Source organism: Roseateles sp. (assembly GCF_031397715.1).
In the GTDB taxonomy this organism is placed as follows: domain Bacteria; phylum Pseudomonadota; class Gammaproteobacteria; order Burkholderiales; family Burkholderiaceae_C; genus Paucibacter_A.
The window spans coordinates 1-5,227 of the sequence record NZ_JANNMI010000281.1 but is presented as its reverse complement, the minus strand read 5'-3'; the positions used below and the strand labels follow the sequence as shown (position 1 = coordinate 5,227).

The following is a 5,227-nucleotide window of genomic DNA, read 5'->3' as shown; positions in this document are numbered from 1 at the left end:
CCAGCGCCAGCCTGCGCCAGTCGCGCCTATTGAACGCCACGCCGCCGTCGGGCCATCAAGCCAGCGAAAAGGTTGGCGGCAGCTGGGTACAGGTGTCGCGCTTGGGCATGCCGCTGGTCAATGAGGTGGTGATTGGCCTGCCGGACAAGGACAAGTTCAACGCCTCCTCGCCCAAAGGTGACGGCCAGTTCATTGATTATGTGACCCACCCGTCCTTGCCGGCCTTGCTGGAAATCGCTTTGGCGCTGCCGGGCACGGCACCGACCAATTTCCCGCGCTTTGACTTGGTCACGACCTTCCTAACGGGCATCAAGGGCGTCAACCAGCCCAAGAATGTGGTCGGCGCGGAGATGCTGCGCTTGAACACGGCGACCCCCCCGGTGCGTTTCGATCAGCAAAATCGCCTGGGAATTGTCGGCAACATCCTCGCCGGCGGCAGCGATAACGCCGGCTACCCGAACGGCCGGCGCCCCAAGGACGATGTGGTAGACATCTCGCTGGTGGCGGTGATGGGCGGCCTGTGCATGGCCAATGGCAATGCCAACGCCTTGGGTTTTGGTGCTGACTGCAACCCGAGCAAGGTGCCCTTGGGTGTCACGGCCTTCAAGCTGCATGACGCCGTGGATCAGGCGGTGACTCCTTTGTTGAGCAAGTTCCCTTACCTGTTCACGCCAATAGCGGGCGCCAAGTAGGCACGCCGGTCTGACGCTTGAACTTGGGCGCTGTAAGCTGACCGCTGGCAGCGCCTTTTTCTTCTTCTTTTCTATGGCTATGTGCAATCTGAGCTTGGAATCGGAATCGATCTTAAAAGTGAGCGACCATTGATTTGTGCAGTCCAGAGTTGGAAAGCAAATTTGTTAAGAATCCTGTTTTGTGCAAAATATGTTGGACAGGGTCGACGCCTAGAGCGGCTGCAACGGCAGCGGTTACCGACATTGATACAGCCAAGTCCACCGACCACTTCATGACACCCCTTGGCCGCTCGCGCGGTACGTGCGATCTTGCTGCCTTTGACGTGCCGAGGCTGGGCGCTCCAGCGCGAGAAGGCCAGGTATTGCTCGCGCAAGGGCTTGAAACTTGAGCACTGACTCTGAGCCTTGCGTGACCCCGAGCCTGCGAGCCTGATCTCTGCGGGGTTCGGCCGCTCATACCTTGGCGAGGAAGGCCGCCGCATCACCCGCTTCACATTTCCAGTCTGCGAAGACCCCGACCAGATTGCATTCCACGCAGCGGCAAGCGATGTAGTACCAGCGCACGTCATGTGTGCCCTTGTACACGGAGACGCCGGACATCAGCTCGAACACCTCGTTCTCGCACACGCACTCGTGCGCCTCGGGCGCGGCTTCTTCAACGTTTTCCGCGCTGTCTCCCATCAGGTGTTCCTGCCCGCAGTCGGTGCAGGTGCGGATTGCCACGCCGGCTTCTTCATCGGTCTGCAGCGCGAAGGTCCGGCACCCGCAGTCACATTTGGACGCGGCAAACCGGACCGCCTCATGGCGATTCGCAACGCTATAGCTGCGCAGCTCGGCTTGGGTGTCGCCCGACGTCGTCCCGTACCAGAACTCGCCTTTCTTCGTCAGTGCCATTGATGCTGCTCCGTTCTTCAAGGTGGGCTTCCCGGCAGGCCTGATGCCAGACTCGCCACTATCATCTGCATTTTGCCTGGAGGCCCGGCGAATCGTCGTCATGAGCCCGGGTCGGGGTGGTCGCCTGGAGCCGAGACGCATTGGCGACCGGCAGAAGTGCAGCGTTATGCACAGGACCCAGTTATGCACAGTTTGGCCAGCACGAGGGTACGCCGTCCTCGCAGGGGGACGGCGGTCTCGGTTTTGACCTACGCATAGTCACAGGGTTTTGAGGAACTCCAGCAGCGCGTCATCAGCATGGAATCGGCGTGGAACCACGTTGGGATCCTGAAGCCTGGCCAGCGCCTTCTCCTTCATAGCAAGGTCGGCCTCAATGTACTGATGCGTTGTCGACGGACTCTCGTGGCCGAGCCACAGGGCTATGACGCTGATGTCCACGCCGGACTGCAGGAGATGCATGGCCGTCGAGTGACGTAGGCTGTGAGGAGAGATCGATCGGCCGACCAGGCTCGGCATTGTTGGCGCAGCGGCCTTGACGGCCAGTTCCAGGCGCTGCGTCACGTTGGACCGCGTCATTGCCTGCCCGCCGCGGTTGGGCAGTAGCGCCGACGTGGCACTCAGGTCGGGATTGAACTTCAGCCAGGCGCGGATTACCTTGACCGTCGATCGCCAGAGCGGCACCGATCGTTGCTTGCGCCCCTTGCCATGCAGATGCACGCAGGCGGCTGGGGCGAGCACGACATCACCCACCTTCACGCCAATCATTTCCGACACGCGGGCACCGGTGTTGTACAGCAGGGCCAGCAGCAGGTGGTCACGCTGACTCACCCATCCCGCGCCGGGAGCGCCAATCACCGCCAGCATCTCCTCACGGGTCAGGAACTCGAACATCGGCCGCTCGAAGCGCTTCATCGGCACGCCCAGTGCGCTCTCGATGATTTGCAACGCCGTCACGTCTCGGCGAGCCGCGAACTTCAGGAACGTGCGCAGCGCGGCCAGTCGCGCGTTGCGGCTGCGAACGGTGTTGTGCCGATCGCGCTCCAGGTGGTCGAGGAAGTCCAGGATCAGCGCTGGCGTCAAGTCAGCCAGCGACAGCGTCGTTGGTGTCTTGTGCAGCCGCGCCTGGGCGAAGTCCAGGAACAGCACGAACGCGTCCCGGTACGCCGCGACGGTCCGTGCGCTCAACGCGCGCTGCTGCGTAAGGTGCTCAGCGAAGAAGGTCTGGACCAGCGTGGCGAAGCTCGGCGGGGCTTGCTTGCAGTATTCAGGGCTACTCATCGTCGCTCTCCGCGATGTCGGCGAATCGTTCGAATCGAGCCCCGGCCAGCGCCATCAACTCCGGCACGCCGCTCAGGTACCAGTATGTGCTGGAGATGTTGATGTGGCCCATGTACGTGGACAGGGCCAGCATTCGTTGGTCGAGGTTCGCTCCCTGCTGATGCCACAGGATCATTCGCCTCACGGCGAAGCTGTGCCGCAGGTCATGCACCCGCGGCTCACCATGGCCGCCTCGATCGATCCAGCCCAATTGCTCGCGCAGTTGGCAGAACACGCGATGTACCTGCCGGTCTCCCAGCGGCTCACCCCGGTGCGCGCCACGCGAGCCCACGAAGAAGGTCATCTGCGGCTTCGGAGGCACGTGCTGGCGGCGCAATGCCCGGTAGGCCGCCAGCGGGCCGATCACGGTGGGGTGCAGTGGCACCATGCGGGACTTGCCGAACTTGGTCTGCTGTATGGTGAGGATGCCGCCGGCCAGATCTGCATCCGAGTCAGCCAGTTTGATCGCTTCGGAGACCCGAAGCCCGGCTGAAGCAATCAGGCCGAACAGCGTCGCATGGGTGGCGGCACGAAGGCCATCCGAAGGGCCAAGTCGGCGGGCCGCGACGATCAACGCAGCGATCTCGGCTTGGCTGTAGATGTGAGGCGCCACGCGGCGCGGGATCGGACCGAAGCTGGAGTCGTCAGGCACTTCGACGGTCGGATCAAACTGCTGCAGCCAGCGCGTGAAGGGGCGCAGCGTTGCCAGTCGCCGCGCAGCGGTGTCGACATTGACCTGGCCGTCCACGAGGTACCGAGGTTGCACCTGGCGCGCCCACTGAACCATCGTGTCCACCGTCAACGCACCGTCGTGGCCCTCGCTGGCCATGAAGCGGGTGAACTGACGCACGGCGAGATCGGATGAACACGGCTTGAACCCAAGGCGCAAGCGTTCGGCCAGGTATTGCTCCACCTTGGCAGCGAGGTCGATGCTCGCCGATGACGGGGCGTTCATGATGCGCTCCCAGGCCAAGGCAAAGCGACCTCGGCAAGCAGTTGCATGTCGAGCTTGGCGTAGATCAGCGAGGTGTCCAGCGATCGATGCCGAAGCACATCGGCAACCTCCTTGATTGAACTGCCGCTGTTGACCAGACGACAGGCCAGCGTGTGACGCAACGAATGGCAACTGCGCGAGATGCCGGCACTTCGCAGGGCACGCTCGATTGCCTGGCTCACCGCGTCGACGCCGATGGGCTTGTCGTGTGGCGCCAACCGACGCACGAACAGAGACGGCAGCGTGGTTGCTGGCCGTTCGAGTCTCATGTACTCCGCCAGCGCTTGCCCGGTAAGCGCCGGCAGCGGCATCACATCCTGGCGCAGGGACTTCGTTCGCTTCAAGGTCACCGTGCCGGCTCGCCAGTCGAAGTCGCCGATCTCCAGCCTGGCGATCTCGCCAACGCGCAGTCCGAGATCCAAGGCCAGGCGCACCATGGCCAGCAGGCGCAGCGGCGCCCGCTTGGCTTGGCCGCAATGCGCTTCCAGCCGCTGGACTTCCTCGTTCGTAAGAGCGCGCGGCAACGATGCTTGGCTCCATCGCACCGGCGATGAGATGACGCCGAGCAGGGCATGCACCGCGTCACCGCAGGTCCCGCGATAGCGGAAGTAGCCGCGCAACGCCGCAGTGACCGCGCTGGCGTGCGACACGCTGTTGACCCGCGTGAGTTCGGTAGCGATGAAGCCGCGAACGTCTTCCGGCTGCAGCTCGCCGATGACGATGGCATTGCCCGCGAACTTGCATTGCAGCAGCCGACCTACGAGAACGAGTCGATCTTCGCGCGTGCCAACCGCCAGACCGCGGGCGTCGCGCATGTGTAGGTTGTAACGGCACAGTTCGTCCGCAACGGGACCGCCGGGACCAGGCAGTTCCACAATGACATGCTGCTCCCGCAACAAGGACAGCAAATGCCCAAGGCTCGCCCGCAAGCCGTTGAGCGTTCGCAAAGCCGCGGGATGACAGTTGCATCGCGGCAGATGCGAATCAAGGAACTCCTCTACGAGGGCCTCGTCAATCTGATCGGCTGACAACTGGCACTTCGTCATCCAGTGGGCAAAGTGCGACCAGGCACGCAGGGCCGTCTCCATGCTGCCTTCAGCGTAACGACCGCGCTCCAGCAATACCTGAAAAGCCTCGACGTAAGAAGACAGCGGGCCGTCGAGCAACCAAGCCCTGGCCAACGGGTGCATTGAACGGATCAAGTCCATGGTGATCTCCAGTTGTGAGATCACCATCCATGCGCCGATCGCGGGCTTATGTCCAGTTCATCGGCACGCTTCTGGCTGCGTCCCCCCAGGTTAATTGCGGCCGCTGGCCGGTTCGGGTCTGG

At 63.0% G+C, this 5,227-nt stretch carries 5 protein-coding genes; 1 reads left to right on the top strand and 4 read right to left on the bottom strand.

The features are described from left to right. Positions 1–692, top strand: a 692-nt coding sequence (locus RMO57_RS12385; RefSeq protein ID WP_310387022.1) for a DUF4331 domain-containing protein, incomplete at its 5' end; no start/stop codon positions are given. Positions 693–1,145: 453 nt separating this feature from the next. Here RMO57_RS12385 and RMO57_RS12380 read toward each other — a convergent pair. The 4 genes from RMO57_RS12380 to RMO57_RS12365 all read right to left on the bottom strand — a co-directional run bounded on the left by RMO57_RS12380 (position 1,146) and on the right by RMO57_RS12365 (position 5,105). Then, positions 1,146–1,586: a hypothetical protein gene (locus RMO57_RS12380; RefSeq protein WP_310387020.1), complete on the bottom strand. Its 441-nt coding sequence runs from the start codon at positions 1,584–1,586 to the stop codon at positions 1,146–1,148. A 258-nt stretch (positions 1,587–1,844) separates the two neighbouring features. Beyond that, entirely contained in the window at positions 1,845–2,864 is a 1,020-nt protein-coding gene (locus RMO57_RS12375; RefSeq protein WP_310387018.1) for a tyrosine-type recombinase/integrase, read from the bottom strand. Next, on the bottom strand, positions 2,857–3,858 hold the full coding sequence (locus RMO57_RS12370; RefSeq protein ID WP_310387017.1) for a tyrosine-type recombinase/integrase: 1,002 nt from the start codon (positions 3,856–3,858) through the stop codon (positions 2,857–2,859). The genes RMO57_RS12375 and RMO57_RS12370 overlap by 8 nt, the downstream gene beginning before the upstream one ends. Further along, positions 3,855–5,105: a tyrosine-type recombinase/integrase gene (locus tag RMO57_RS12365; protein ID WP_310387015.1), complete on the bottom strand. Its 1,251-nt coding sequence runs from the start codon at positions 5,103–5,105 to the stop codon at positions 3,855–3,857. The genes RMO57_RS12370 and RMO57_RS12365 overlap by 4 nt, the downstream gene beginning before the upstream one ends. Between the last annotated feature and the right edge of the window lie 122 nt (positions 5,106–5,227).

Bases quoted from the DNA above. Each gene is read 5' to 3' on its own strand.
- RMO57_RS12380 (WP_310387020.1), bottom strand. From the start codon at position 1,586: ATGGCACTGACGAAGAAAGGCGAGTTCTGGTACGGGACGACGTCGGGC.
- RMO57_RS12375 (WP_310387018.1), bottom strand. From the start codon at position 2,864: ATGAGTAGCCCTGAATACTGCAAGCAAGCCCCGCCGAGCTTCGCCACG.
- RMO57_RS12370 (WP_310387017.1), bottom strand. From the start codon at position 3,858: ATGAACGCCCCGTCATCGGCGAGCATCGACCTCGCTGCCAAGGTGGAG.
- RMO57_RS12365 (WP_310387015.1), bottom strand. From the start codon at position 5,105: ATGGACTTGATCCGTTCAATGCACCCGTTGGCCAGGGCTTGGTTGCTC.